Origin of the sequence: Kocuria kalidii, assembly GCF_044462225.1 — a bacterium.
In the GTDB taxonomy this organism is placed as follows: domain Bacteria; phylum Actinomycetota; class Actinomycetes; order Actinomycetales; family Micrococcaceae; genus Kocuria; species Kocuria kalidii.
The window spans coordinates 31,373-57,815 of sequence record NZ_JBISWJ010000021.1; the positions used below are offsets into that span (position 1 = coordinate 31,373).

Here is a 26,443-nt window from a genome sequence, read left to right on the forward strand (position 1 = left end):
CCGCACCTCCGTGTATATACCCCTTGGGGGTATAGATCAAGCGTGCTCGACGCGGATGAGCCGCCTTCCGGCGCGCCACTGCCTGGACCGGCGCACCGGTGACCTCGCGGTCCTCCACCGCGAGCTCACCGCCCGGCAGATCCTCACCCGTGCCGGGCAGCGACACGTGAACCGGCACTCCACCACCAGCGACGTCCGCGCCTCCGCCACCTCTGCCCACCTGGTGGGCGCGACGGTCTGCTAGAACCCCCGGAGGATCACGTTCCAGTAGTCCCGGGGGAGAACTTCGAGGTCGAAGAACCAGGAGACGCGGTTCGGGGCCAGCAGCGGCACGCCGGGGATGCTGGGTGCCAGTTCGTTGTCCCGGTCGAACTCGGCCAGCACGACCCGGCCCCGCTGCACCGTCACAGGGGTCACGGTGTACCCGTCGTAGGAGGCCGTGGGCTCCCGGCCGGCACGGGCGGCCAGGAGGTTCTCCGCGAGGATCTTCGTCTGGCGGCGCAGTGCCCCGCCGGACGAGGTGGTCTCCAGTGCGGCCGCGTCCCCGCAGGCCCACACGGTGGGCACACGGCGGTGGCGCAGGGTCTGCGCATCCACGTCCGCGTAGCCGTCCCAAGCGGTGCCCGGGCCCGGCGCGGCGCCCAGTCCCGCGTCGGCGATCCAGGCCGGGGCCCGGTGGACGGGGCAGTGGTGCAGCAGGTCGTAGGACAGGTCCCGGGGCGCCCCGTCCACCGTGGCCCGCAGCCGGCGGGAGCCGGCGTCGATCGACTGCACGTGGGCGCTCGTCAGGACCGTGATGCCGTAGCGCTGGACCCAGGGCTGCAGCACCCGGTCCACGTCCGGCTGGCCGAACACGGTGGCGGTGGGCGTCAGCAGGGTCACCTCGATGTCCTGCAGGACACCCTGACGCTGCCAGTAGTCGCAGGCCAGGTAGAGGATCTTCTGCCCGATCTGCGGAGTGGGCGCCGGGCCGTCCGGGATGGTGAACAGCGCCCGGCCGCGGCGCATCCCGCGGATCAGCTCCCAGGTCTTGGGGGCCAGCTCCACGGTGTAGTTGGTCGAGGCGTGCGGGCCGGCCATCGCCTCGGCACTGCCGGGGACACGGTCCCAGTCCGGGGTGGAGCCCGCGCAGATCACGACGTCCCGGTAGCCGATGTGCTCGCCGGAGGACAGCGTGGCCGTCCGTGCCGCCGGATCCAGTGCCTGGACACGGTCCTGGATCCATCGCACGCCGCGGGGCATCACGCGGTGCTGGGCCCGGGACATCTGCCGCACGGTCTTCAGCCCGGCGCCCACGTAGGAGAGCATCGGCCGGTAGTGGTGCGTGGACTTCGGCTCCACGATCACGATGTCCGTGATGCCCTTGCGGCGCAGTCGTGCGGCCAGGGAGATCCCGGCATTGCCGCCGCCGATCACGAGGACGTCAGTGGCGTGATCCGAGGGTGCAGTGGTCATCGTGACTCCGTGGGATGAGGATGGCTCCACGGCCCCGGCCGGGGCCTCCCGACCATTCGACCACGAGCCGCGGCGCCCGCGCCCGAGCGGTAGGCATCCGAGGGGCTCTCTGGACGTTCCTGTCGAGGAAGGTGCCAGTAAGGACAACTGCTCGGCGGAGCGATGCCGGTGCCTGGTCCGCAAAAGGTCCCGGATGAAGTGGCGTCTGGTATCCGATGGGATGCGAGACGTCTCGTCCGAAGAATTTGCACCCGCATGTTTCCGCGGATCTGGGCGTCTCGCCTCCTTGTGCTTTATTCGTATTCCTAGAATCGGATACTCAACGTGAGTTGCGAGACAGATGAGATGGGCATGGGAATGCAGAGCTATGCGCGAGTGTCGACGCGGCAGCAAGACACAGACCGTCAAGTGTCCGACCTCTTGAATGCCGGCGTGCGGCGCGATGACCTCTACGTGGACCATGGAGTGTCTGGAGCACATGGCTTTCGTCCGCAGTTCGACAAGGCGGCGGCCGCGCTCGAGGAGGGCGATGCGTTGGTCATCACTACGCTGGACCGGCTGGGTCGCTTCACGCAGAACATGCTGGCTTTCGCCGAGGCGCTACGGGGGAGGGGTGCCGGGTTGCGGATTCTGAACCTCGGTGGGGGGGCGTGGACACCGCGACCCCGATGGGCTCGATGGTCTTCACTGTGATGGCCGCACTTTCCCAGATGGAGCTGGAGATCAAGCGGGAGCGGATCACCGACTCGGTGGCCGAGCGAATGGCCGCCGGCAAGGACCTCGGCGGGCGGCGCCAGACCTTCACCGACTCTCAGATCCGCAACGCGCTGCGACTCATCGACGGTGGAGAGCCCGCCACCCAGGTGGCCCGCGACCTCGGGATGTCGAGGGCCACCCTCTATCGCCGCATTCGCGAGCTGCCCGTGCCGACTACATAGGACCTGGTCTCAAAATCATGAGACTACTCATGCTTGGCGCCCACGCCGAGCTGCATGAGGTCCTCACCGACGATCAACTTGCCGCTGTAACCCTTCTGGGCTTCGCGCCACCGACTCATCGGGTTCTCGGTCGGCACCATGTGGGAGAGCACGAGGTTCTTCGCCCCGGCGACTTCGGCCACGTCCCGGCCGACCTGCTCGATGGTGGTGTGTGAGACCAGCAGGTGCTCTTTCACCGCCGGGGCGATCTGCGGGGGCAGGATCGCGGCCAGGTCCTCGGCGAACTGCGGATCGATGACCTCGTGGACCAGGTAGTCGCAGTCCCGCGCCAGGTCGATGAGGTTCTGACTGACTCCCGTGTCCCCGGAGACCACCACCGACCCGTCGGGGGTGTCGAAGCGGAAGCCGAAGGCCGGGGCGGTAGGACGGTGGTCGACCAGGGTGGCGGTGATCGTCACGTCCCCGTCCTGCCAGACGTGGATCGGAGCGGCCAACCGTGGCGGGACCCCATCGGGATCCGGCGCCCAGTAGGGGGAGATATCGATGTCGTGGACGCCGAAGGTCGTGTCGGGGCTGGCAAAGTTGCTATCGCGGGCGCGGTCGTTGAAGTCCGCGGCGAAGGCCTGGCGCAGATACCCGGTCATTCCGGCGATCCCCGGGGTGGGGTCGCCGGGGTTGTAGACCGGCGGGGCGGGGCGGTTCGGCGGGAACACCCGCGGCAGGGACCCGCGGTCACCAGGACCGAAGACCTGGATCGGCTCCGGGATGGTCCGGCCTACGGTGTTCATGGATGCGGTAGCGTAGACGGCCGGCCACTCCACGACATGGTCGCTGTGCATGTGGGTGAAGAAGATCCCGCGGATTTTCGCCATGGAGGTTCCACCGAACGCGTCGCTGCCGAAGCCAGCCGACAGCAGGCGCATGTGCGATCCGTGGCCCAGGTCCACGATGTAGACCTTGTTCTGATAGGTCACTGCCGTGGAGATCCCATACCGCTTGTCGGAGAGTACCGTCGGCCCGCCCGCGGTACCCAGCAGCACCAGGTTGGTGCGGTAGCCCTTGCCTGTGCCGTTGGCCCTGCTGTTGATCGCAGGAGCGGAGGCCATCGACGCGGAGGACCCGGCCACCGCCAAGCCTCCCGTCACCGTTGCTGCGCTGAGTCCCTGCAGGAAGCGCCGTCTCGAGGCTGCCGGCACCTGGTTCAGCGCCTTGCCCACCACATCACACATGCTTCTTCTCCGTTTCTCGCCGACAGCATCGTTGCCGTCGGGGGGGCGAACTGACGATTCTCGAGATGGTCCCTTACGCCGTTGGCGCCCGCCGCTGGGGCCGTGTCACGGCGGCGGCCACGGCGGCCACCGCGGCCAGAATCCCGAGCACGCCCAGCGCCACCGGCAGTCCGCCGAGGGCGGCCGCCGCGATGCCCAGGGCGATCGGGGAGACGAACTGGCCGATGTAGAGCGAGCCGGTCCAGATCCCGGTGCCGCGCCCGCGCTGCTCGATCCGCAGCCCCGACACCGCCCAGGTCAGCAGTGTGGGCAGGAGCAGACCGGTGCCGGCGCTGGTGATGACCGCGCCGGCCAGGGCGACGGGCACCGAGGACGCGAACCAGAGCACGACCAGGCCGACCGCGGCCAGTCCGAACGCCACCGGCAGCAGCCGGGCCGGACCGGCCCCGGAGACGAACCGGAAGCTGAACGCGCCGGCGGCCGTGGCCAGGGATGCGATGGCCGCGCCGGCGCCGATGACGGCCACGTCCGTGACGCCGAGGTCGGTCAAGACGTAGGGCAACTGCACGATCAGGGCGTAGAAGACGATGCCGCCGAAGAGCGTGACCAGCGAGGGCACGGCCACCTGCCGCCAGGGCACGGGGGTCCGCTCCGCCGTGCGGGTGTCCTTGGTGGGCTCCCAGAGCACGAAGGCCATGGGGATCGCGATCAGGGCCGCGGAGAGGTAGAGCCAGAACGGCACCCGCCAGCCCTGGGCCCCCAGGGCGCCACCGAGGGCGAAGAACGCGGTCGCGGCCAGGGAGGCCACGAGCACCTGCATGCCCAGGTACTTGTCGCGCTGCTTGCCGGAGTAGTAATCGGTGATCAGCGTGGTGCACACGGTCATGATCGCCGCCTCGGCGATGCCTACCCCGACCCGCGAGGCCACGATCCCCGTCAGTGAGTCCAGCCACAGCGGCATGGTGCCGAAGACGGAGTACAGCACCATCGCGATCAGCAGCAGCGTCTTGCGGCCCACCCGGTCGGCCACGGCCCCGGCGATCGGGGCGAACAGGGCGATCATCAGTGCGGGCACCGTGAGGACCACCGGAACCAGGATCTCCACGCCCGGCGTGCCGGCGAAGGCCTGGCTCATCGAGGGCAGGACGGGCGCCAGCAGCACGGCGCCGAGCACCGGCATGCAGCTGCCGGCCAGCAGCAGCACCACCGGCAGGCGGCCCGCCCGCTGCGCGGTGTCCGGCGCCGGCGGCGCCGTGGGTTCGATCGAGACGCTGTCCATGGAACTTCCCCTTGTGAGATCTGCGGGTCTTCCGCTGCGGCGGAAGGTGATGCACCTCACTGTCACGGTGGACACCGGCGCGGGGAAGCACGTCGTTCGGATACCAGGTATGCCTCCGGCAAATGTCGCCTCGTCGGAGCGGTCCGGACGGTCGGAGTCGCCCGAACGGACACGGGCGGGCGCCACCCCCGCTCGCCGCGGGCCACTATCCATGCGGCAGATAGGTGGCATCCGGACGCGTGACTTCTGCTCCCCGCCCATCCCGGGCAGAGTGGGTGATGAGCATCACAGGGCACGCCGCGCGGTGGCTCGTCGTCGGACGACCCACCGAGCAGCGGACCCGCACCGACGGACGAGCGAGGAGACCACGTGGACCGCAGCGATGCGATGGGCAGCATCGAGGCCATGGCCGCCCGGTGCAGCAACTGGGGGCGGTGGGGCGAGGACGACGTCCTGGGCACCCTCAACTTCGTCGACGACGCCAAGCGCGTCGAGGCGGCCGGGCTGGTGCGCAGGGGCCGGGCCTTTTCCCTGGCCCAGGCCTTCGACACCAACGGCCCGCAGAACGGGTGGCGGCGCCGCACCAACCCGGTGCACACCATGACGGACACGGGTCTGGAGGCCGAGTTCGGGGACCAGGGGTTCCCGCACGGTTTCGGCGGGGCCGACGACGTGATCGCGATGCCCCTGCAGTGCTCCACGCAGTGGGACGGGCTGGGGCACATCTTCGACCGCGGCCGCGCCTGGAACGGCCGGCGCGCCGGGGCCGTGGTGACCTCCGACGGGGACCAGGTCACCGGGATCCAGACCGCGGCCGCGCACCTGGCCGGCCGCGGGGTGCTGCTCGACGTGGGCCGGGCACTGGTGGAGGAGCTCGGGTTGGAGCACCCGGAGCTGCCCGACGGCTTCGCGATCACGCCTGAGCATTTGGAGGCCACGATCGAGGCCCAGGGGGCCTCGTCGGCGGTCGGGCGCGGTGACATCCTGCTGATCCGCACCGGCCAGTACGCCCGCACGCGCCGCGACGGCTGGGGCTCCTACGCCGGGGGCCCGTCCCCGGGCCTGTCCTTCACCGCCGCGCCCTGGCTGCACGAGCGCGAGGTGGCGGCGGTGGCCACCGACACGTGGGGCTTCGAGGTGCGGCCCAACGAGTTCGACGACGCGTTCCAGCCGCTGCACCAGATCGTGATTCCCCACATGGGCCTGTTCATCGGGGAGATGTGGAACCTCGACGAGCTCGCCGCCCACTGCGCGGCCGACGGGCAGTACGACGTGCTGCTCTCCGCGCCGCCGCTGCCGATCACCGGCGCCGTCGGCTCCCCGCTCAATCCCATGGCCCTGAAGTAGCACCCCGGACGACCCACCGCGCGGTGGCCGACGACGGCCGCCGCCCCGCCAGGAAGGACCACCACCATGTCCGCAGTCCAGAAGGTCGGCATCGTCGGCTCCGGGATCGGAGGACTGACCCTCGCCGCCCTGCTCGCCGACGCCGGCCTCGACGTCGAGATCCTCGAGAAGGCCGAGGGGCCCTCCACGCTCGGCTCCGGGATCACCCTGCAGGGCAACGCCCTGCGCGTGCTGCGCGGGCTCGGGATCTGGCCGCAGCTGCAGGAGAAGGGCTACCCCTTCAACACCCTGGGGCTGCGCGCCCCGGACCCCGACGCCACGGTGATCGCCGTGCTCGACGACGTGCGCGTGGGCGGGGAGGACCTGCCCGCGACCCTCGGGATGCCGCGCGCCGAGCTGGCCGCGGTCGTACGGGGACGCGCCGAGGAAGTCGGCGGGCTCATCCGCTACGGGACCACCGTCAGTGGCCTCGAGCAGACCGAGGACGCCGTGGTCGTGACCACCGCCGCCGGCGAAGACCTGACCTACGACCTGCTGGTGGGCGCTGACGGTCTGAACTCGGCGGTGCGGACCGCGATCGGCATCGAGGAGCGGCCCCGCCGCACCGGCATGGGCATCTGGCGGGCCTTCGTGCCGCGCCCGGCCGAGGTCACCCGCACCGACCTGTACTACGGCGGACGGGCCTACATCGCCGGGTACTGCCCCACCGGGCCCGACACCATGTACGCCTATCTCGTGGAGGACGCCCAGGAGCGCCACGGCGCCGACGGCCCAGCGGTCATGGGCGAGCTGGCCGAGGGCTACGGCGGGCCGTGGCGGCAGATCCGGCAGAGCCTCGACGAGAGCGCCAACGTCAACTACACGCACTTCACCACCCACCTGGTCGAGGGGCCCTGGCACCGCGGACGGGTGGTGCTGCTCGGTGACGCCGCCCACAGCTGCCCGCCCACGATCGCCCAGGGCGCGGCCCTGGCCGTGGAGGACGCCGCCGTGCTGGCCGACGAGATCGTCCGCGCCGAGACCTTCGACGACACCGTGCTGACCCGCTACCGGGAGCGCCGCCTCCCCCGGGCCCGCACCGTGGTCGAGGCCTCGGTCCAGCTCGGCCAGTGGATGCTCGACGGCAAGCGCGACGGGGATGTCCCCGGGCTCATGCACCTGGTCGCCAACACGGTCAAGGTGCCGGTGTAGGTGCTGCGCGCCTCGCAGAGCATCACAGCATCATCCCGCACCACTGGAAGGACTCCACCATGGTGAAGATCGCCCGCTGGGCCCACGCCGGAACCGTCTGCACCGGCTTCGTGCACGAGGGCCGGTGCCTGGCCCTGCCCGAGCACAGCACGCCTCAGGACCTGTTCGACGCAGGGCTGGAAGCGACCTTGGACCTGGCCGCCCGCACGATCGCCGCCGCACCCGGGGACGGCCCCCGGGTGGGCGAGGTGCGGCTGCTGGCCCCGCTGACCCCGAGGACGGTGCGTGACTTCGTCACCTTCGAGGAGCACGTCGAAGGGGTCACGGCCAGCATCGACGGTGTCGGGGGCGTCGTCGACGAGTGGTACGAGGCGCCCACCTTCTACTTCACCAATCCGCACACCGTCCGGGCCACCGGAGAGACGATCCCGGTGCCGTCCGGGTGCCACCGCATGGACCTGGAGACCGAGGTCGCCGCGGTGCTCGGGTCCGTCGACGGGATCGCCGGCACGAACCTGGCGCCGGAGGAGGCGCACCCGATGATTTTCGGGTACACGGTCCTCAACGACTGGTCGGCCCGCGACGTCCAGGCCCGGGAGATGAAAGTGCGGCTGGGCCCGTGCAAGGGTAAGGACTTCGCGTCCACCCTGGGCCCGTGGATCGTGACCGCCGACGAGCTCGAGCACCGCCACGACGCCGAGGGGTTCCTGGACCTGGCGATGACCGCGTACGTCAACGACGAGCCGCTGGGCACGGATTCCCTGGCGAACATGGGGTGGCCCTTCGCGGAGCTGGTGGCCTACGCCTCCCAGGACTCCCTCGTGCAGCCCGGGGACGTGCTGGGCTCCGGGACGTCCGGCCGGGGCTGCCTCGCCGAGCTGTGGGGCCGCAACGGCGAGCTGACCCCGCCGCCGCTGCGGACCGGGGACCGGGTGCGCCTGGTGGTCGAAGGGATCGGAGAGATCGAGAACATGATCGGGGACCGCCGCCGCGAGGGCGTCCCCGCGGTCCGCGCCCGGCGCCGTGGCCGGTCCCGCGCCGGTGCGCCCCCGGGCGCGGCTGTGGTGGGCCGGTGAAGCCCGCTGGGCAGGGCATGATCGGGGCATGAAGGACGTCGACCTCAATCTGCTCCCGTCGCTGCAGGCGCTGTTGGAGCTGCGCAACGTCTCCCGGGCCGCCGAGCGGATGCACCTGAGTCAGCCGGCGATGAGTGCCGCGCTGTCCCGGTTGCGCCGCCACTTCAACGACGAGCTGCTGGTCCGGGCCGGGCGCGGCTACGAGCTCACGCCGTTCGCCCAGGCCCTGGCCCCCCGGGTCGACCAGGCGCTGGCCGACGTCCAGGACGCCTTGCAGCTGCGCTCGGAGTTCGACCCGGCCCTCAGCGACCGCACGTTCGTGCTCGCCGCCTCCGACTACGTCACCGGGGTCCTGATCCGGCACCTGCGGGCGCTGATCGCCGAGGAGGCGCCGCGGATCGCCGTGGATTTCGTGCCCACCTCCCGCGCCAGGATCAAGCCGGGGCTGGAGTCCTTCAGCAACATCGACCTGCTGGTGGGCCCCATGGGCTTCGACCTGGCCGGCAGCTCCCGGCAGCTGTTCCGCGACGAGTTCGTCCTGGTGATGGACGCCGAGCACCCGCTGCTCGATCGGGAGGTCCTGACGGTGCACGACATCGCCACCGCCCCGCAGGCCGTCGGCGAGTTCGGTGGCAGCATCGTCACACCGCCGATGCAGTTCTTCCAACAGATGGGAGCCTCCCCGGTCATCGTGGCCCGGGTAGCCGGTCTGCAGGCACTGCCCATCGTGGTCGAGGGCACCGACCTGGTGGCCCTGGTGCCGCGCATGCTCGCGGCCCGCGCCGCCCGGTCCCAGCGCATCGCCGTGGTGGAGTTCGACGGGGAGCTGGAGGTCCCGCTGGTCGAGGCCATGTACTGGCACCCCTTGCAGACTTCGGACCCGGCGAACATGTGGCTGCGGTCGCTGGTGCGCCGGGCCGCCCAGGAACTGGAGCCGGGAGCGTACACCGCCCACCCCGTGCCCGTGACGGCCTCCTGAGCTGCGCGTCCGGTGCGGGGCTCCGGCTCAGCGCAGTGCGTCGGAGATCGACTTGGCCCCGCCGTGGCAGCTCTGGCCGCCGTCGACCGGGATCTCCGCCCCGGTGACGAAGGAGGCCAGCGGACTGAGCAGGAAGGCCACCACGACGGCCACCTCCTCCGGGGTCCCGGTGCGCCCCAGCGGGGTCTCGGCCACCGTGGCCGGCCGGAACGCCGGATGCGCCCCGGCGGTCATGGGGGTCTCGATGAACCCGGGATGGACCGTGTTGACCCGGATCCCGCGGGATCCCAGCTCCGTGGCCGCGGCGGCGGAGAGCCCGCGCAACGCCCACTTGCTGGCGGTGTAGGCCACCGGGTAGTGCCCGGTCATCGCCGCCACCGAGCCGACATTGACGACCGAGGCGCCCGGCCCCATCAGCGGTACGCAGGCCTGGATGCCCAGCAGGGGTCCGGCAACGTTGACGTCGGACACCGCGGCGAAGTCCTCCGGGGTGGCCTCGAGCAGCCGGGGCCTGCGGGTGATGCCGGCGTTGTTCACCAGGCCGTCGATCCGCCCGAACTCCCGTTGCGCGAACCGTGCCACCTCGGCCCAGTCCTCGGGCGCGGTGACGTCCAGTCGCAGGTAGGCGACGGTGCGATCGTGGGTATCGATCACTGCTCGCAGTCCCTCGGACGGCTCGGGTGCCAGATCTGCAGCCAGCACCTGTGCGCCGGCTGTCGCCAGCATCCGGGCCGCTGCGAGCCCCTGGCCGCTGTCGGCGCCGGTCACCACGACCACTCTGCCGGTCAGGTCGAGGCCTGGGGCGCTCCTGCTGTCAGCGGGCGTCGATCTGTCCATGCGCGTTCCTCGTCCGCCGGGGGTGTTGGTCCCATCGTGCACTGCTGCCGGCACGTGGACTCCGCGTGGCACGAATGGCAGATATCGACGGGACGGATTCCGGTGTGGAGCCTGGGCCGACAACGCCGTCAGGACATTTGTCGCGCCGATAGCTCGTATGCGGAAGTCCCGCTTCCCGGTGAGGGCAGCCGGTTCCACGATGGTGGTCAGGATCACGTTCGGTCCCCATCCTTCAAACGAAAGGTTCCCCGTCGTGGAGAAGCTGCTGGCTCACCTGAGCCACCTGGAGATCACCAGCCCTGACGTCGAAGCCTCCGCGGCCTTCTACGTGGGCAAGTTCGGCATGCGCGAAGTCCACCGCGCCGAGGGGCGGGTGTATCTGCGCTGCTGGGGCGACTACGACACCTACAGCCTCGTCGTGGTCCCCGGCGCGGAGCCGACCCTGAGCCGGATGGCCTGGCGCACCACCTCCTCGGAGGCCCTCGATGCGGCCGCCGCTCGGGTGGAGGCCTCCGGCGTGGCCGGTCAGTGGTCCGAGGGCGGGTACGGCTACGGCCGGGCCTACGAGTTCACCGGACCCTATGGGCACCCGATGCGCCTGGTCTGGAACGTCGACAAGTACCAGGCCGAGCCCGAGTTCGCCTCCATCTACCCTGACCGCCCGGAGAAGCGCAGCCTCCACTCCGCAGCCCCGCGCTTCTTGGACCATGTCACGGTCGCGACCTCGGACGTGCGCGGCTTCGCGGCCTGGTACTCCGAGACCCTGGGCTTCCGCACCATGGCCTTCACCGACCTCGACGAGGCTCCGATCACGGTGTTCTCGGTGTTGACCACCAACGAGAAGTCCCACGACCTCGGCGTGGTGCTGGACACCTCCGCCCGCGCCGGACGGGTCAACCACATCGCGTTCTGGGTCGACACCCACGAGGATCTGCTGCGCACCGCCGACGTGCTGATGGAGCACGGCACCCCGATGGAGTACGGGCCCTCGATCCACGGAATCGGCGAGCAGAACTTCCTGTACTTCCGCGAGCCCTCCGACCTGCGGGTGGAGCTGAACTCCGGGGGCTACCGCAACTACGTGCCCGATTGGGTCCCGAACACCTGGAAGCCCTCGCAGGGCTCGAACAACTTCTACCGCAACGGGGCCATGCCGCACTCGATGACCGAGTCCTTCCCGCACGCCGAGGGGTTCACCGCCACCGAGGAAGGCGCCTCCGAGGAGATGAAGGCCGAACTCCTCAACCCCTACGCGACCCAGGGCCGTGGCTGAGCGGTGACCGACGGCATCGGGCGGCACCTCCACCCGCCCACCGGGATCCCGGCCACCGCACCGGTGGCTGGGTCCTCAGTGGGTACGCCGGCAACAGGCGCTGCGGCTGCCGGGCGACTGGACGGCAAGGTCGTCGTGATCACCGGCATCGCCTCCGGCCAGGGCCGTGCCGCGGCCCTGGCCTTCGCCCGGGAAGGGGCCACGGTCGTCGGCTGTGACCTCGACCTGGACGGGGCGGCGGCGACCGTCGCCACCGTCCGGGCCCTAGGTGGCGCGGCCGAGGACGCCCGCCGGGTGGACCTCGCCGACGAGGCTGCCGTGGCCGCGTGGGCGCTGGAGATCGGCACGGCCCACGGGCGTGTGGACGTTCTCTACGCCAACGCTGCCGCCACCCGCTTCGCGCCCCTGGAGCAGATCTCCTACGCCGACTGGCGATGGAACTTCCGGCATGAGGTCGACGTCGTGTTCCTGCCGGTGCGCGCCGTCTGGCCCCTGCTGGCCGCCGCCGGCCGGTCCGCGGTCGTGCTGGTCGGCTCCACCGCCGGTGTGAGCGGATCGACGACCAACGGCCGGCTCGCCCACACCGCGACCAAGGGTTCGGTCGTAGCCATGACCCGACAACTGGCCGCTGAGGGTGCGCCGGCGGGGATCCGGGTCAACTGCCTCAGCCCCGGCATGATCCGCACCCCGGCCACCGAAGCCGATCTGCTGGCCGACGACCACCCAATGCGCACCATCGCCGAGCACGTCCCGCTCGGCCGGATCGGGACGCCGGAGGAGGTCGCCGGGTGCGCGGTCTTCCTGGCCTCCGACGAAGCCTCCTACGTCACCGGCGCCAACCTCATGGTCGACGGCGGATGGTCGGCCGTCCTGCCCGGCTGAGTCTCCCTGGACCAACTGTTTCCCCGAAAGGATCTGCCATGTTCGAGTACTTCCCCGGCAACTACGTCTGGAGCTTCGCCGTGACCGGCGCGCTCAACAGCGGTGGCCTCATCGACGAGATCGACCGCGCCTGCCGTCCGCTGCGCGAGGCCGCCACCCGCGGCGAGGACGCCGGCACCGAGGACTTCCTGGCCGTGTGGACAGGTCTGGTCGACCAGCTCGTGGCCCAGGCTCAAGAGATGGAGGCCGCCGGCCGCACCCGCACGGCCGGGCAGACCTACGCGAGGGCCGCCAACTACCTCATCACCGCCGAACGGATGCAGCCCGCCAGTTCACCGGTGCGCCGGGACACCTACCGTCGGTGCCTCGAGCTGATGGAGCACGCCTTCCGGCTGGCCGACCCGGCCACCACCCGGGTGGCCGTGCCCTTCCGCGACACCACCCTGCCGGCCTACTACACCCAGGCCCCGGCCACTGCTGACGGCCCCGTCCCGGTGATGATCATGTTCAACGGCCTGGACTCCACCAAGGAGCACATGTACGTCTCCCCCTTCCCGGCCGAGATGGCAGCCCGCGGGATCTCCACGCTGATGGTCGACACCCCCGGCACCGGAGAGGCCCTGCGCCTGCAGGGGCTCACCTCCCAGATCGACTCCGAGGAGTGGGCCACCGCCTGCGTGGACTACCTCGAGACCCGCGACGACGTCGACCCGACCCGAATCGGGCTGGTCGGCTGGTCCCTGGGCGGCTACTACGCCCCCCGCGCGGCCGCCTTCGAGAAGCGCCTGGCCCTGGTCGTGGCCTGGGGCGCCAATCACAACTGGGGCGCCGTGCAGCGACGCCGCCTGGAGCGGGAGGGCGAACGTCCCGTCCCGCACTACTGGGAGCACGTTCTGTGGGTGTGGGGTCACGAGGACCTGGACACCTTCATCGACTTCGCCGACGACGTCCACCTCGACGGAGTCGTGGAGAAAATCACGGTGCCGTTCCTGATCGCCCACGGGGAGAACGACCGCCAGATCCCGCTCGAGTACGCCCACCGCTCCTACGACCAGGCCGTCAACAGCCCCAAGCGGGAGCTGCGGATCTTCACGCGGGACGAGGGCGGGGCCGAGCACATCGGCCTGGACCACTTCCCCCACGTCAGCGCATTCATCACGGACTGGGTCACCCGAACTTTCCAGGAGCTCACGACAGGAAGCCTGACCTCCGGCAAGGAAGCTGCCGGAGCACTCGGACGGTAACCCACGAGGTAACCAGAACAAGCACAGCGCCGGGGTGTGGAACGAGCATCTGCCCGTTCCACACCCCGGTCGTGCAGCAGAGATCCCCGACTGCGTGCCTTCGGTTCTGGCCAGCACGGGCTGATGAGAGTTCTCAGTCGCACCGTCGGCAACAACGGTGTAAGAGGCGCGGGCCCGATGCCTGATCAGGTGACGTCTGATCTGGTTTACACAAGGGATAGACCCAGCCCATGTCCAAGGTGTGGCCGTGCAGTCGTTGGTCGGCCCGTGGACACGGATACCAGAGCGGTTGGGCTCCGCAGCTTCACATATGGTCCGGCGACCGGCCACCATCTACGAACCCAGCGTTGCAGCAAAGGGTCCCGTCCGAACTCGTACCGTGCCGGGGCGGATACAAGTGGCGGAGCGCGGGCTGTTCCTTCGTCCTATCGGAGGATGTGGACGTGTGAGTGACGGGAGCGGTGCCTAGGACGGACTATGTCTTGTGGACGCACTCGGAGGTGGTCAGCGCACCGGTTCCGCGACGAGGTCCGCGACGTCGAGCCGGTCGCCGGTGATGCCGTGCTGCTGCATCAGGTCCGCGGTGCGCTGCAGCTTCTCGAGATCCAGTCCGCCCTGGAACACCGGCATCTCCACGTCCTGGGCGAGCTCGGCGCTCACCTGGGTGTAGGTGGGCACCAGCTCCACCAGCTGCTCCTGGTCGTCCTGCAGCTCTTCCCCCGAGGCGGTGATGGCGCGAGCGAAGGCGGCCACCGTCTCCGGGTTCTGCTCGGCGAACTCCTGCGTGGTGACCCAGCCGGCGACCGGCATCTCCTCCACCGGCCCGGAGAAGAGGTCGAAGATCTTGCGGTGCCCGGCCTGCTCGGCCATCGCCTGGAACGGTTCGACCTGCCAGACGGCGTCCACCTCCCCGCGCTCCAGGGCGGCGCTCATGTCCGGGTATGGCATCTCCACCAGGTCGACGTCCCGGGGGTCGAGCCCGGCCGCCCCGAGGTGCTCGTAGAAGGCCACGGTGCCGATGTTCTGCAGGTTGTTCACGGCCACGGTCTTCCCGGCGAGGTCGGCGGGTGCGCGCAGCTCGGAGTCGGCGGCGACGAACACGCCGTGGTCCGTGGCGCCGACGTCGTTGCCGGCCACCAGCTGGAGGGGCAGGCCCTTCTCGGCGGCCAGGAGCGCGGAGGTGTAGTTGGTGTAGGTGATGTCGAAGTCCCCGGAGACCAGGGCGGGGATGGCCGCCGCGCCCCCAGAGGTCGGCACCAGCTCGGGGTCGAGGTCCTCGGCCTCGAAGAGACCCGCCTGCTCTGCGTGCACCGCCGTGGCGGTGTGGACCAGCGGGAAGTACCCGATGCGGACGGCGGTGAACCCCTCCTCCTCGGCGGATGCGCCCGTTCCCTCTCCGCACGCGGTGAGGCCCAGGGTCAGGGCGGCGAACAGGGGGACGAGGACGGTTCCGGGGCGGGTTCCGATGCGGGACATGACGGGCCTTTCGTCGGTGATGGGACGGATCGGGGGTGCTGTTCAGCGCTCGAGCTCGACGCGCACGGGCAGGGAGCCCCAGGCGCGCAGGGTGTTGTTGAGGTGGCGCTGAGGCGGCCCGGTGAGCTCGATCCGCCGGATGCGCGGGATCATCGCCAGCAGCAGCGCCTCGGCCTCGAGGCGGGCCACGTGCTGGCCCACGCACTGGTGGATGCCCATGCCGAAGCCGACGTGCCCGGACGGGTCGCGGGAGAGGTCGAAGTCGTCCGGGTCCTCCCACCGCCGTGGGTCCCGGTTCGCCGCGCCCAGAAACAGCAGCACCTTCTCCCCCTCGGGGATGTCGGCACCGGCCACCCGGAGGTCCTGCGTCGTCGTCCGGAAGAACGTCTGGACGGGGGACTCGAGACGGATGGCCTCGTCGAAGGCGGTGCGGACCAGCGACGGGTCCGCCCGGAGGCGGGTCCACTCGTTGGGGTGGGCGGCGAACGAGTGCAGGATCGCCGAGAGGGCGTGCACCGTGGTGTCGACGCCTGCGGTGAGCAGGGAGCGGACGATGAGCGGCGCCTGCTGGGGGGTGATCTCGCCGCGGTCGGCGGCGGCCCAGATGTCGGCGCCGAACCCCTCCGGGGCGAGCACGTCACGGGTGCACCGGGACGCGACCCAGGCCCCGAGCTCCGCGACGCGGGGCTGCCCCTTCTCGACCAGGTGGTTGACCGGGCCGAACGCGTTGAAGACGTGGTCGCCGTAGGGCAGGAGGTGCTCCCGGCCGCCCTGCGACAGCCCGACGGCGTCGGGGAACACGCGCAGGGGAAAGGCCTCGGCAAGACCGGCGACGGCGTCGAACTCGCTGGGACCGGCCAGGACCTCGGCCACGAGCTCCTCGGCGTCCGCCGCCCAGGCGGGCCGCAATTTCTTCAGCGCCCGAGGGCTGAGCACGTTCGCCAGGACGTGGCGCGGGGCGTCGTGCTGGGGCGGGTCGGCCTCCAGGAGCAAGCTCGGCGGACGCCAGGGCTTCTCGCGCTTGAAGTCGGACAGCCCCACCCCGGCGGCGGACTGGAAGCCCTGCCAGTCGGTCAGGGACGTGTGGACCTCGGCGTAGCGGCCCATCGCCCAGATCCCGTAGGCCGCGAGGCGCACGACCGGCCCGGCCTCGCGCAGCGCCGCGTGGAAGGGCAACGGGTCGGTGAGGACGTCGTCGCCGAACGGGTCCTCGCTCAGGACGGGGACGGTGGAGGCGGGGACGGTCATGGGCGCGTCGCTCTCTGCTCGGGCGGTCACAGGTCGATGGTCAGGTGAGGTGTGCGGGAGCGGGAGACGCAGACCATGAGGCAGTCCCCGGCCGCCCGCTCGTGCGGGGCCAGGACGGAGTCCCGGTGGTCGGGCGTGCCGGCGAGGACGTCGGTCTCGCACGTCCCGCACAGGCCCTGTTCGCACGAGGCCAGCACGCCGTGGCCGTCGGCGCGCAGGGCATCGAGGATCGTCCGGTCCGGGGCTACCTCGAGCACCCTGCCGCTGCGGGCGAGCTCGAGCTCGAACGGGGTGCCGTCGGCCAGCGCGGCGCCCGCGTCCGCCGTGAAGTGCTCCACGCGCAGCCCGCCGGCGGGCAGGACCAGCTCGGGCTCCAGCTCGAGGAGCGGGGCCAGGAAGCGCTCCGGCCCGCAGGCGTACACCCCGGCGGTGCCGTCGAGCGCACCGATGGTCTCCCGCAGGTCCCCGTGCCCCACGGCGGACGTCTCGTGGAACTCGACGTTCTTCCCGTGGGACAGCAGCTCCTCGAGGAACGGCATGGACGCCCGGGTCCGGCCGAAGGCCACACAGCGCCAGGGCACGCCCAGGCGCACCGCCTGGTCGATCATGGGCAGCAGCGGCGTGATCCCGATGCCGGCGCCCAGGAATAGATAGGAAGCCGCCGGGTGCATCCGGAAGGTGTTGCGCGGGCCGCCGAAGGGCACCACGTCGCCCACTTGCAGCTGCTCGTGGACGTACCGGGAGCCGCCGCGTCCGGCGGGGTCGAGCTTCACCCCGACCCGGTAGGTCGTGGGGTCCCAGCGATCGCCGCACAGGGAGTACTGCCGGATCCGGCCCTCTCCCAGGTGCAGGTCGAGGTGGGCGCCGGGGCTCCAGTCGGGCAACCGGGTACCGTCGGGGGCGGCGAGCGTCAGCGCGACGGTGTCCTCGGAGACGGCCTCCTTGGCGAGCACGACCAGGCCGGTGCGGCCGCGGTCGGCGGAAGGGGCCACGGGGATCGGGAGTGCGGTGGACATCGGACCTCCTCGGTGCGGATGTCCTCAAGTCTTGGTGTGCCCTGGGTCACACACCACAGCACTCTCATTGGTCGAGAGGGATCAGCCCGTTCCGTCGAGCCGGCGGGTCACGGTGGCGGCGGCGATCCGCAGCAGCGGCTCCCACTGGCGGGACTGCGGGACGTTGGGCACGACGACGGACAGCGTCGCCACCACCGTCCCGCGCCGGAGGACCGGTGCCGCGATTCCGGTGGCGTCGGGGTGCAGGTATCCCGGGCAGTACGCGGAGCCGTCGCGGCGGATCCGGGCCAGGATCCGCCGCAGCTGCTCCGGGTCCGTGGGCGTCGAGTCCGTGAACGCCTCGTGGGGACCGGCGAGCACCTCCTCCTGGAACGCGGCGTCGCCGTGCGCCAGGAGCACGAGCCCGGACGAGGAGGCGTGCAGGGACAGCCGCCCGGCAATGCGGGTGAAGTTCACCACCGCGTCCGGGGCGCTGAGCCGTTCCAGGAACAGCACCTCGGTGCCGTCCAGGACGCCGATCTGGGCGTGCTGCCGGACCTGGGCGTGCAGGTCCTCGAGCACCGGCATCGCCGCCTCCCGCAATGACAGGGCGGACGAGGCCCGGGCCGCGACCTCCCACAGCCGCACGCCCAGCCGGACGCGGCGGGCCTCGTCCCGCTCCAGCCAGCCGTGCCCGGTCAGCTCGGCCACGAGCCGGGAGGCCGTGGCCAGGTGCAGGCCGGTGCGCCGGGCCAACTCGGTGACAGTCAGCCACTCCTCGCCCTGACGGAACGCCTCCACGAGGCGCACCGCACGGGAGAGAAGGGATGCACCGGACTGGGTCCGCGCCATGTTCTCCCCTTCCGGCGCCACCCCATCCAGTGCACCTCATCGGAAAGGACACCACATTACCTAGACGAGTTCCGGTACTCCAAGAGCGAGTTCCGGATCCGGCATCAGCGCGGCCGCGCCTGCAATGGATTCACCGACACTTCCGGATACCGCCTCCAGCCGCAGGGGACGTCGAACACGCCAGGCTCGACACATGGTCCAGGCATCGGCCACCCGGTCACGGCTGACGTATGAGCGGCGTCCCAACATGGGGCACTTCTCAGTCGTGGACGGTCGTCGGGGAATGGACGGCTGTTGACCTTGGAGGAGGCCGCTAGGAGTTCTCTGTTTGACATATGGCCGGATAGCGGCCAACAGGCCACGGGAGTTGTCACATCTGTTGGATCTCCCGTCCGACCGATGGATCTCTTCCAGCGCGATGTCGCGGTGGAAGTTCCGTGACTCGGGCACCGATAGTCTTTCTCGGTGCCCGAGTACGCCCCTCACTCGCATGTGTTCGTCGACGAGTCCAAGGTCGGCGGGTACTACGTCGCCGCCAGCGTGGTGGCCGCCGGAGATGTGAATGCCACCCGCAAAGCTGTGCGGGCGCTGTTGTTGCCGAAGCAGAAGCGGATCCACTTCACTGACGAGAGGGACGACCGGCGCAAGAAGCTGCTCAAGGACTTCGCCCGTCTCAACGTCGCGGTGTCCGTGTATGTGGCCAAGGGGCTCAAGGACAAGGAGGCCCGGCCGCTGTGCCTGACCGCCTTGGCGGAGGACGTCGCGGTCTGTCAGGTCGAGCACCTCTACCTGGAGAAGGACGATTCCTCGTTCGACAATGACAAGAGGGTCCTGGCGCGGACGTTCGCCGGCTACGAGCACCGTCCCCGCTATGCCTTCCCGAAGGCGCACGAGGAGCCGTTGCTGTGGGTCTCCGATGCGGTGGCCTGGTGCTACCAAAAGCGTGGACCATGGGTCGGAATGGCGGGCCCGCTGGTCTCTGAGGTTTGCATGTTGACCTGATGCGTCTTTTAAATGCGCGAGCCAGGCTCGTCGAACCGTCCGGATGACTGCCTGGCTTACTTCTCAGGGCTACTGCCCCTCGCCTTCCTCACTATACCCACCGCCCAGGGCTGCGTCACCACTGTCCCTGGAGTCAGATCTGGCTTCGCGCCCCGGCCGCATCGGGGCGACGCACGTTCTTGCCGCGCCGACCCGACGCGGACGACGGCAGAGAAACGATGTCACGCACCGGGTGCTGCAGTAGGGGTTCCGTCATTGCTCGGTGGCCGTCTGGGGCGGTGTCCTGTCCGCTGGGGATCCGGCGATGTCCTGGAGAGCGGTGAGCACGGTGCGTGTTGCGGTGCGGTGCAGTGCTTCGGGGCGAGCTAGTACGTCGATGTTGCGGGTGAGAGAAAGGCCTGTCAGGGGTTTGAGCACGATGTGGGCGTCGGCGGGGGCGGCTGTGGTGTAGCGGGGCATGAGGGCGATGGCGTGGCCGGTGGCTACGACGGCGGAGGTCACGAAGAACTCGTTGATCCGGTGGGTGACGTCCACCGGTTGTGCGGTGGCCGCGCCCAGCAGGTGCAGGGCCTGGTCCAGGGGGAACCCCTCGTGCACCGAGATCCAGTGCTCACCCACCAGGTCCGCCGGGTTGACGCGGGTCTGGTGGGCCAGTCGGTGGTGGGCGGCCACGGCGACGTCCAGTGGTTCGCGAACCAGTGGGATGACCTGCACCGTCTCGGGCCAATGGCGGGTGTGTTCCAGGCGGTGGGCGATGACCAGGTCGAAGTCGGCGGTCAGTGCCGGGAAGTCCTCCTGTGCGACGTCGCGGTCGTGGCAGCTCACCACGGGTGCCTCCTCGTCGGCGGAGGCCTGGAGCAGTGCGGGGAAGTAGGCCAGTCCGGCGCTGTGGAAGGCGGCCACGCTGACCGGGGCCGCGGGGTCCTCCACGTACTGGGTCACGGCGTGCTCGGCGGCTGCCATCGCGGTGGCGACTCCCACCGCGGCCTGTGCCAAGGCCTGGCCGGCCCCGGTGAGCACCAGGGTCCGGCCCTGCTTACGGGTCAGGGGTACGGGGGTGGTGCGTTGCAAGGCGGCCAGCTGCTGGGACACCGCCGAGGGGGTGACGTAGAACGCCCGGGCGACGGCGGCCACGCTGCCGCGGTCCCCGAGCTCGCGCAGCAGACGCAGCTGGTGCAAATCCATAAGCAAACCCTAAACCCTCAGTGCAGTAACCCGTCTCTGGTCTTCACGGTGGCGGGCGGTGAGGGTGGACGGGTGCTGACATCCTTTGTTGCTTCTCGCCGGGTCGACCTGTTGCTGCTGCTGGTGGCGGTGGTGTGGGGCAGCAGCTATCTCGCGGCCAAGACCCTGACCGGGGTCGTGAGCGTCCCCACGATCCTTTCCCTGCGGTTCATCATCACCGCGATCGCTCTGGGGGCGTGGTGGTGGATGCTGCTCCGGTGCGTCCCGTCCCGTCGGGAGGTGACCACGGGGATCGTGCTGGGAGCCACCCAGGCTGGGGTGCTGGTGCTGGAGACCTACGGGATCGCCGGCACCAGTGCGACCAATGCGGGGCTGATCATCAGTCTCACCGTGGTGTTCACCCCCGTGATGGAAGCAGCCGCTGCGCGGGTGCCGGTGCCGCGGGCGGTGTTCGTGGCCGGGGCGGTGGCAGTGGTCGGGGTGTGCCTGCTGGTGTCCGGGGACGGACTGCACGCCCCGAGAACAGGAGATGGGCTGGTGCTGGGTGCAGCACTGGTGCGCTCGATCCACGTGACCGCACTGGCCGGACTCACCCGGGGGAGCGGGTTCAGCTCGGTGAACCTCACCTTGATCCAGGCGGTGGTGTGCGCGGTGGTGTTCACCGCCGCCGACCCCTCCGGGGTGGTGGGTGCTGTACAGGCCTTCACGTCCGCCCAGTGGGCGGCGGTGCTCTACCTGGGGCTGGGCTGCAGCGTGTTCGCCTTCGTGGTCCAGACCTGGGCGATCCGCCAGACCTCGGCGTCGCGGGTCAGCCTGCTGATGGGCACCGAGCCGATCTGGGCGGTGGCCATCGGTATCAGCCTCGGCAATGAGACACTGACCCTCGTGGCAGCTGCGGGCGCGGTGCTGATCATCACCGGCACCTACCTCGGACAACGCGCCGAGACCCACCACCGCCACACCACCGGACTCAGCCCCGAAATCGCTCAGACGTCCCGGTAAGGGAGTGGTTGTCGACGGCACGTGAAAACTGACCCCGTGGCGGCAGGCGGATTCAACAGCTCGTCGCAACACCGGACTGGTTTCAGCATGACATTTTCGAGGTGAACACGGTCGCCGGCGTCGCCCATCCGAGGACCTTTCGTGGGCGAGTGGTGGCACTGGGGCGTGCACGGTGAGAGAGCGGCTTTCGGGCGTGGATGAGGATTTGTGTTCTGGTCACTGGTGGGCGGCATGAACGTTGGTCGTACGCCCTGAATCAGGGCAACGCCGTGTCGCGTGATGATCCGCCTGTGGCCGCGCGGTGCTACGTCCGGGGGAGGATTGTCGCGGCGATGACCGAGTTCGCGATGACGGCGGCCATGGTGCGGGTCACCGCGTCAGAGGCCGCAGCGGCGCCCCAGTCGCCGCGCTCGAGTTCATGGCCGCGGTTGGAGACATCGCCGCTCCATGGAATCTCGCGGTGGAACTGGGGAAGTGTGCCACTGGCCGAGAGGAGCGCGATGCTCGCGGCGATCCGCGGCTCGGGCTTCTCACCGTCGATGAGCGCGACACGCACCTTGATCATCAGTTCCGCTCGGCGTCCACTCCCGAGGGCGAGTCTCGCGGTGGGGAAGATGCCGAGCAGTTTGCCCCGCTCCCGGTTCACGTCGCCGCGCTCGATGAGGCGATCCAGCACGGGCTCGCGCAGGTGCGGGCCGAGGGCGGCGAGGATCGTCTGCAGGTTCCGTGGCTTCTCCGACACGTGAGAGAGCGCGGGCGCGAGGATTTCGTCGGGCGACGACGGATCGCCCACGGCGTGCACGCGCGTGCTCAGCGCCCCGTGTTTGTGCACCTCCACCCGGCCGGTGAGCGCGAGGTCGCCGAGGACCGCTCCACCCAGGACGTAGAAGAGGATGTTCTCGCCGGCGATCGTTCCTGAATCGGGTTGGAAGAGCAGCAGGAGCACGTCCTCGACGAGCAGTGGCCCGTCGGCCGTTCGCGCCGTGGCCCCGTCGGTGGTGCGCGATTCGAGGTCGTCACTCATGCTGATCTGTTGTTGCGTCGGTGTCAGGTGTCGAGTCGGATCGTGCGCCGAGTTGCTCGGTCACGATGACGCTGGCACGGCCGAGGACATCCAGTTGAGCCTCGTTGTAGAGCTCCACGACGGTCGCGCGAAACACCTCCTGGGTGATCGCCGGCCCTTTCGACATTCGCCCTTTCTGGTCGGTCAGCCACGGATAGTCGGTGAGGTGCTGGGCGAGCTGCGGGGCGAGCGTCTCGGCGAGTCGCTGTCGCTGTGCGTCGCCGGCCTGGGCCGACAACGCTTCGAACTCCGCGCTCCCGTCATCGGTCTCTGACTCCACCATTGTCTTCAGATCTGCCATGGCGGATTCGTCGTAGAGCTGGGCGTACACGAGCATGAGGGCACGGTCCGGAGTCGACAATCGCCCGGCGAGATTCTCGAAGCCGGCCGGCACGTCGGTCGCTGTCGTCCCGGCCAGGATCGCCTTGATCTCGGCACGTGCACGCTGCAACCGTTCGATGCTCACGGCCAGGTCGGCATCGATCGCCCGCAGGGCCGCCCCCGGCGTCTCCCCACCGGGACCCACCGACTCGATCTGCCCGAGCGGTACGCCAAGGTCGCGGAGCCTGAGGATCTGCAGGAGCCGGACGATGTGCCGTGCCCCGTACTGCTTGTAGCCGTTGGACAGGCGTTCGGGCGGCTCGAGCAGGCCGGATCGGTGGTAGTGGCGGATCGTGTTCACCGTCGTTCCGGCGAGCTCCGCGATCTCACGTGTGCTCCAGGCCATGCCGGGCTCCAATCGTGGGCTGCCTCCGGACGGTCCAGGCGCAGCGATCGAGACCATTCAAGACCCTGTCCTCGGAACAGAGTCAAGAGCGTTCCCCCCAGCCCGGGGAAAGCACAGCAGCGCTTGACCATGTGGTGAGCACACGGTCTTGACTGCTCACGTGGCTGGTCGATCGATCAGACCGCATCGAGACCGCGAAGTGAGAACCGACATGAACAATCCGTACGAGGGGCTGCAAATCTTCATCGAGCAGGTGCCCGATATCCTCCAGCCGCTGATCGTTGCGGTCGCCGCAGCGATCCCCTACATCGAGGGCGAGGGGGCCGCGGCTCTGGGGATCATCGCCGGCATCAACCCCGTTGTCGCTGCGATCGCGGGAGCAGCGGGCAACATCCTCGGCGTGGTCGGCGTGGTGTTCCTCGGGTCCCGTATCCGTGAGCGTGGTCTTGCCCGGCGTGCAGCGACGCGTGGAGCGACGCAGGTCGATGGTCTCGCCGCCGTCGCGCCCCTTCACGGGGCCAGTGCCGGAACGGTGTCTCGAAGTGCTGCATCCGGTACCGCGTCGATCCGCTCGCTGGAGCAGCCCGCGACCGATGACAATGTGCGCGGTCCGAACGCGAGACCGACCAGGCGGGAGAAGGGCCGTGCGCGCCTGGGTCGATGGATGGTCCGGTTCGGCGTCCCCGGGGCGAGCATCCTCGCGCCGCTCGCGCTCCCGACCATGCTGACCGCCGCGTTCTTCGTCGCCTCGGGTGTCCCGAAACAGTGGGTCATCCTCTGGCAGGCCATCGCCATCGTCCTGTGGACGGGTGCAGTCGCACTGGCTGCCACCGGCGTCCTCGCGCTCCTCGGTTGGTGAGAGCACGCGCCGGAGCGCCACGAGCGCGCACCCTGTCGCTCGGGCGGATGCCCGGCGACGGGATGTGCGCTATCGGTGAAGCGCGCTCCGCTGAGTCGTCGCCTGAGGTGCACGTCGCACTTCCCATTGGAGGGGTCTGCGCCTTCGAGCGGTGGGCCGACATCGTTCCAAGGGTGGCTCTCCCACTCGAGGGTCCGACCGGCGAATGGCCCGGTGAGCGTCGCGACGTCCGGTGTGGCCGGCTCGGAGTGGTCAACGCTGCTCGTCGAAGTGATCGACACGGCGGTGAACGTCGCGGCGAGAACACGGAGGCACTACGCCCGGACACAAGGGGGTGGAAGGCTGGTACTTCGCAAGCGCCCACCGCCGCACGATGCCGCCGGATGCCCTTTGTCGACCGGTCGTGTCGTATTCGGTGAGTGAATGCCGGGAGCACCCGGCTCAGGAAGACAGAGCAGCGCTAACGCCAGGAGAACCCCCCATTGCAGGGGGCACACTGATGACCCAGATTAGTGTTAGCGGGTTCTTCACGGATGGCGGTGTAGTTCGGCTCGCACGCCGACCCTTGACAAAAATATTTGTCAAGGGGGAGGGTGGGCGTATGCACGAGGTGAGCATCATCGAGGACCCGGCCGCCGCGGAGGCGTCGTTGGATCCCCTGCGGCGTCAGATCCTGGCGGACCTGGTCGAGCCCGGGTCGGCGTCCACCATCGCCGCCCGGCTCGGCATCCCCCGCCAGAAAGTGAACTACCACCTGAAGGTCCTCGAACAGCACGGCCTGGTCGAGCTCGTGGCAGAGCGGCCTCGCGGGAACTTCACCGAGCGGATGCTGCAGGCCACCTCCGCCGCCTACGTGATCTCGCCCGGCACGCTCGGGCGGATCCAGCCCGACCCGAGCCGTGCTCCGGACCGGCTGTCGGCTCGTTGGTTGCTCGCCCTGGCCTCCCGGCTGGTGCGCGACGTGGGCACGCTGCTCACGGGGGCGCAGCAGGCGCGTCGGCCGGTGGCGACCTTCGCGATCGAGGGCCGGATCCGCTTCGCCTCCGCGGCGGATCGGGCCGCCTTCACCGAGGAGCTCTCCGCCGCCGTGACCGAGCTGGTGGCCAAGCACCACACGGACAAGCAGCCCGGGACGGCCGGGACAGGCAAGCTCAACCGCCTGATCATCGCCCTGCACCCTGCGGTTCCCGAGGACCCGGCCAGGCCGGCGTCCACGACCCACCTGCACTCGGCCGCACCAGCCACCGCCGCATCGTCCGGTACCACCACGCCCGAACCGCCGACGACCGAACCGCCCACCTCCGAACCGCCGACCGATAGGCCGCCCGGAGCCGCCGGGTCCGCCGCGCAACATCGCTGAGGAGCACCGTGATGGCCAAGAGCTTCGAGATCCGCAAGACCATCGTCCTGGAAGCCACCCCCGAGCAGGTGTGGCGGACGATCGCCACCCCGCAGGGCCAGGCCGCCTGGTCCCCGGACCCCTACCAGTCGATGGAGGGGATGGACGTCGAGGCCACCGAGAACGAGCGCCTGGCCGTGCGCACCCCGGAGGCCGCCAACGGTGCCTTCCACGCCTTCGAGTACCTCGTGTCGGCCGACGACGACAGCACCACCACCCTCACCTTCGTCCACAGCGGCTACCTGGGCGATGATTGGGAGGCCGAGTTCGATTTCGGTGAGCTGACCGGCTACGGCTGGGACATGTATCTGCACACCCTGGCCCAGTACCTCAAGCACTTCGCCGGCCGGCCCGCCTCCTTCGTCACCGCCCAGGGACCGCCGACCTCGGCGACCCCGGACTCGTGGGCGACCCTGGAGAAGGCCCTGGGCGTGGCGGGGCCCTTCGAGCAGGGACAGCAGTTGCGCCTGACCCCGCAGGGTCTGCCCGCCCTCGAGGGCGTTGTCGACTTCGCCTACCCCGAGTTCGTCAACTTCCTCGCGCTGCGCACCACCGACGGTCTCTACCGCTTCCATGACAACTCGGTGATGGGCATGCCCCAGGCCGTAGGCCACTACATCTACGCCGACATCGATCGAGAGGCCACCGAACAGGGGTGGTCGGACTGGCTCGCACGCGTGTTCGCCTGACCTCGCCGGGTCCCGTCCATCCCCACCGCTTCACATATGGTCCAATGGCGGCCATCAGGCCAGCTGGAGTGTCACGTGATTGTGCAGCAGGCCCTGCCGCCATCCTGGCGGTCCGCATGCTGACCATGGAACTGGGTGCCCAATGCATCCAATATGCCTACGCCCATGACGCCGGTTGCTCAGGTTCTCCTCAAGCAGGGCGTCTTTCGGGCGTGC

The 26,443-nt window shown here is 69.9% G+C and carries 24 protein-coding genes and 1 pseudogene; 14 read left to right on the top strand and 11 right to left on the bottom strand.

Annotation, left to right across the window (positions count from 1 at the left end):
• Positions 1-55: 55 nt before the first annotated feature.
• Positions 56-244: a hypothetical protein gene (locus tag ACH9D3_RS02880; protein WP_396409774.1), complete on the top strand. Its 189-nt coding sequence runs from the start codon at positions 56-58 to the stop codon at positions 242-244.
• Here the strand turns inward: ACH9D3_RS02880 and ACH9D3_RS02885 are convergent.
• Complete coding sequence (locus ACH9D3_RS02885) at positions 241-1,455, bottom strand: FAD-dependent oxidoreductase (RefSeq protein ID WP_396409775.1); 1,215 nt, start codon at positions 1,453-1,455, stop codon at positions 241-243. The two genes, ACH9D3_RS02880 and ACH9D3_RS02885, sit on opposite strands and share 4 nt — an antisense overlap.
• Before the next feature lie 351 nt (positions 1,456-1,806).
• On the opposite strand from ACH9D3_RS02885, the pseudogene ACH9D3_RS02890 reads away from it, so the two are divergent.
• Positions 1,807-2,393: pseudogene (locus tag ACH9D3_RS02890) on the top strand (recombinase family protein).
• Between the two features lie 23 nt (positions 2,394-2,416).
• Here the strand turns inward: ACH9D3_RS02890 and ACH9D3_RS02895 are convergent.
• Positions 2,417-3,610, bottom strand: a complete 1,194-nt coding sequence (locus tag ACH9D3_RS02895) for a twin-arginine translocation signal domain-containing protein (protein WP_396409776.1) — start codon at positions 3,608-3,610, stop codon at positions 2,417-2,419.
• An 85-nt stretch (positions 3,611-3,695) separates the two neighbouring features.
• Positions 3,696-4,901, bottom strand: a complete 1,206-nt coding sequence (locus ACH9D3_RS02900) for an MFS transporter (RefSeq protein WP_396409777.1) — start codon at positions 4,899-4,901, stop codon at positions 3,696-3,698.
• Positions 4,902-5,288: 387 nt separating this feature from the next.
• On the opposite strand from ACH9D3_RS02900, the gene ACH9D3_RS02905 reads away from it, so the two are divergent.
• The 4 genes from ACH9D3_RS02905 (at position 5,289) to ACH9D3_RS02920 (ending at position 9,494) form a co-directional block, all read left to right on the top strand.
• A complete protein-coding gene (locus ACH9D3_RS02905) occupies positions 5,289-6,248 on the top strand; it encodes a cyclase family protein (protein ID WP_396409811.1) in 960 nt (319 codons plus the stop codon).
• Between the two features lie 66 nt (positions 6,249-6,314).
• A complete protein-coding gene (locus tag ACH9D3_RS02910; RefSeq protein ID WP_396409778.1) occupies positions 6,315-7,439 on the top strand; it encodes an FAD-dependent monooxygenase in 1,125 nt (374 codons plus the stop codon).
• A gap of 59 nt (positions 7,440-7,498) precedes the next feature.
• Positions 7,499-8,515, top strand: a complete 1,017-nt coding sequence (locus ACH9D3_RS02915; protein WP_396409779.1) for a fumarylacetoacetate hydrolase family protein — start codon at positions 7,499-7,501, stop codon at positions 8,513-8,515.
• A 28-nt stretch (positions 8,516-8,543) separates the two neighbouring features.
• Positions 8,544-9,494, top strand: coding sequence for a LysR substrate-binding domain-containing protein (locus ACH9D3_RS02920; protein ID WP_396409780.1), 951 nt, complete (start codon positions 8,544-8,546; stop codon positions 9,492-9,494).
• Positions 9,495-9,521: 27 nt separating this feature from the next.
• Here the strand turns inward: ACH9D3_RS02920 and ACH9D3_RS02925 are convergent, their stop codons facing one another.
• A complete protein-coding gene (locus ACH9D3_RS02925) occupies positions 9,522-10,331 on the bottom strand; it encodes an SDR family oxidoreductase (RefSeq protein WP_396409781.1) in 810 nt (269 codons plus the stop codon).
• A gap of 253 nt (positions 10,332-10,584) precedes the next feature.
• Here ACH9D3_RS02925 and ACH9D3_RS02930 point away from each other — a divergent pair, with 253 nt between their 5' ends.
• The 3 genes from ACH9D3_RS02930 to ACH9D3_RS02940 all read left to right on the top strand — a co-directional run bounded on the left by ACH9D3_RS02930 (position 10,585) and on the right by ACH9D3_RS02940 (position 13,730).
• Positions 10,585-11,604: a VOC family protein gene (locus ACH9D3_RS02930; RefSeq protein WP_396409782.1), complete on the top strand. Its 1,020-nt coding sequence runs from the start codon at positions 10,585-10,587 to the stop codon at positions 11,602-11,604.
• Positions 11,605-11,739: 135 nt separating this feature from the next.
• On the top strand, positions 11,740-12,486 hold the full coding sequence (locus ACH9D3_RS02935; protein ID WP_396409783.1) for an SDR family oxidoreductase: 747 nt from the start codon (positions 11,740-11,742) through the stop codon (positions 12,484-12,486).
• 38 nt (positions 12,487-12,524) lie between these two features.
• Positions 12,525-13,730: an alpha/beta fold hydrolase gene (locus ACH9D3_RS02940; protein WP_396409784.1), complete on the top strand. Its 1,206-nt coding sequence runs from the start codon at positions 12,525-12,527 to the stop codon at positions 13,728-13,730.
• Between the two features lie 504 nt (positions 13,731-14,234).
• Here ACH9D3_RS02940 and ACH9D3_RS02945 read toward each other — a convergent pair.
• From ACH9D3_RS02945 to ACH9D3_RS02960, 4 genes are all read right to left on the bottom strand, one after another.
• Complete coding sequence (locus tag ACH9D3_RS02945; protein WP_396409785.1) at positions 14,235-15,206, bottom strand: ABC transporter substrate-binding protein; 972 nt, start codon at positions 15,204-15,206, stop codon at positions 14,235-14,237.
• A gap of 42 nt (positions 15,207-15,248) precedes the next feature.
• Positions 15,249-16,484 (bottom strand): cytochrome P450, encoded by a 1,236-nt coding sequence (locus ACH9D3_RS02950; protein WP_396409786.1) that lies wholly within the window; start codon positions 16,482-16,484, stop codon positions 15,249-15,251.
• Positions 16,481-17,470 (bottom strand): 2Fe-2S iron-sulfur cluster-binding protein, encoded by a 990-nt coding sequence (locus tag ACH9D3_RS02955; RefSeq protein WP_396409787.1) that lies wholly within the window; start codon positions 17,468-17,470, stop codon positions 16,481-16,483. Before ACH9D3_RS02955 ends, ACH9D3_RS02950 begins: the two co-directional genes overlap by 4 nt.
• A gap of 81 nt (positions 17,471-17,551) precedes the next feature.
• Complete coding sequence (locus ACH9D3_RS02960; protein WP_396409788.1) at positions 17,552-18,301, bottom strand: IclR family transcriptional regulator domain-containing protein; 750 nt, start codon at positions 18,299-18,301, stop codon at positions 17,552-17,554.
• A gap of 465 nt (positions 18,302-18,766) precedes the next feature.
• Here ACH9D3_RS02960 and ACH9D3_RS02965 point away from each other — a divergent pair, with 465 nt between their 5' ends.
• Complete coding sequence (locus ACH9D3_RS02965) at positions 18,767-19,303, top strand: hypothetical protein (RefSeq protein ID WP_396398902.1); 537 nt, start codon at positions 18,767-18,769, stop codon at positions 19,301-19,303.
• 252 nt (positions 19,304-19,555) lie between these two features.
• Here ACH9D3_RS02965 and ACH9D3_RS02970 read toward each other — a convergent pair whose 3' ends face one another.
• Positions 19,556-20,488: a LysR family transcriptional regulator gene (locus tag ACH9D3_RS02970; RefSeq protein ID WP_396398901.1), complete on the bottom strand. Its 933-nt coding sequence runs from the start codon at positions 20,486-20,488 to the stop codon at positions 19,556-19,558.
• Between the two features lie 72 nt (positions 20,489-20,560).
• Here ACH9D3_RS02970 and ACH9D3_RS02975 point away from each other — a divergent pair, with 72 nt between their 5' ends.
• Entirely contained in the window at positions 20,561-21,490 is a 930-nt protein-coding gene (locus ACH9D3_RS02975) for an EamA family transporter (RefSeq protein ID WP_396409789.1), read from the top strand.
• 304 nt (positions 21,491-21,794) lie between these two features.
• On the opposite strand, the gene ACH9D3_RS02980 is transcribed toward ACH9D3_RS02975, so the two are convergent.
• Positions 21,795-22,514 (bottom strand): GOLPH3/VPS74 family protein, encoded by a 720-nt coding sequence (locus tag ACH9D3_RS02980; RefSeq protein ID WP_396409790.1) that lies wholly within the window; start codon positions 22,512-22,514, stop codon positions 21,795-21,797.
• Positions 22,507-23,280, bottom strand: coding sequence for a helix-turn-helix domain-containing protein (locus tag ACH9D3_RS02985; RefSeq protein ID WP_396409791.1), 774 nt, complete (start codon positions 23,278-23,280; stop codon positions 22,507-22,509). Before ACH9D3_RS02985 ends, ACH9D3_RS02980 begins: the two co-directional genes overlap by 8 nt.
• Before the next feature lie 211 nt (positions 23,281-23,491).
• Here ACH9D3_RS02985 and ACH9D3_RS02990 point away from each other — a divergent pair, with 211 nt between their 5' ends.
• From ACH9D3_RS02990 to ACH9D3_RS03000, 3 genes are all read left to right on the top strand, one after another.
• On the top strand, positions 23,492-24,139 hold the full coding sequence (locus ACH9D3_RS02990; protein ID WP_396409792.1) for a small multidrug efflux protein: 648 nt from the start codon (positions 23,492-23,494) through the stop codon (positions 24,137-24,139).
• A gap of 601 nt (positions 24,140-24,740) precedes the next feature.
• The gene (locus ACH9D3_RS02995) at positions 24,741-25,499 is read left to right on the top strand and encodes a helix-turn-helix domain-containing protein (RefSeq protein WP_396409793.1); all 759 of its coding nucleotides are present in this window, start codon (positions 24,741-24,743) and stop codon (positions 25,497-25,499) included.
• 11 nt (positions 25,500-25,510) lie between these two features.
• Positions 25,511-26,227: an SRPBCC family protein gene (locus ACH9D3_RS03000; protein ID WP_396409794.1), complete on the top strand. Its 717-nt coding sequence runs from the start codon at positions 25,511-25,513 to the stop codon at positions 26,225-26,227.
• Positions 26,228-26,443: the final 216 nt, after the last annotated feature.